Annotated in this window: 1 protein-coding gene; it reads left to right on the top strand. The window is 42.7% G+C overall.

The window, feature by feature from the left end; all coding sequences use genetic code 11:
- Positions 1-1,085 (top strand): Ig-like domain-containing protein (locus tag BVH02_RS21530; RefSeq protein WP_169712855.1); only part of this gene is annotated, 1,085 nt, incomplete at both ends.

Here is a 1,085-nt window from a genome sequence, read left to right as displayed (position 1 = left end):
ACCGCTACTGTGTCAGCACCTATAGTGATCAATGTAATTGAAAAAGCTAACGAAGCTCCGAAAGTGACTATCACTGCTCCTAGCACAAACTCCCAGTTCATCCAGGGTGACAATATCTCCATTACATCAGTAGCAACTGACACTGACGGTACAATCTCTAAAGTGGAATTCTACAATGGAACTACTTTATTGGGAACTGACACTTCTGCGCCATACAGCTTTGACTGGACAAATCTTCCTATTGGAAACTTCTCCATCACTGCTAAAGCAACCGATAATAAAGGAGCAGCAACTGTGTCAGCACCTATAGTGATCTATGTAATTGAAAAAGCTAACGAAGCTCCGAAAGTGACTATCACCGCTCCTGGCACAAGCTCTCAGTTTATCCAGGGTGACAACATCTCCATTACTTCAGTTGCAACTGACACTGATGGAACAATTGCCAAAGTCGATTTTTACAACGAAACTTCTTTACTGGGAACTGACACTTCTGCGCCATACAGCTTTGACTGGACAAATCTTCCTATTGGAAACTTCTCCATCACCGCTAAAGCAACAGACAATAAAGGAGCAGCAACTGTGTCAGCACCTGTAGTGATCAATGTAATTGAAAAAGCTAACGATGCTCCGAAAGTGGCTATCACTGCTCCTAGCACAAACTCCCAGTTCATCCAGGGAGATCAACTTAGCATCACTGCAAATGCTACCGATTCAGACGGTACAATTGTTAAAGTCGATTTCTACAATGGAACTTCTTTACTGGGAACTGATACTTCTGCGCCATACAGCTTTGATTGGATTAATCTTCCTATTGGAAACTTTTCCATCACTGCTAAAGCAACCGATAATAAAGGAACCGCTGCTGTTTCATCACCTGTAGTGATCAATGTAACTGAAAAAGCTAACGAAGCTCCGAAAGTGACTATCACTGCTCCTAGCACAAACTCCCAGTTTACCCAGGGTGACAACATCTCAATTACTTCAGTTGCTACTGACACTGATGGAACAATTGCCAAAGTCGATTTCTACAACGGAACTTCTTTACTCGGAACTGATACTACTGCACCATACAGCTTTGACTGGAC

The sequence above is a fragment of the Algoriphagus ratkowskyi genome (assembly GCF_002150505.1).
In the GTDB taxonomy this organism is placed as follows: Bacteria; Bacteroidota; Bacteroidia; order Cytophagales; family Cyclobacteriaceae; genus Algoriphagus; species Algoriphagus ratkowskyi.
This window is presented reverse-complemented; position numbering and strand designations above follow the sequence as displayed.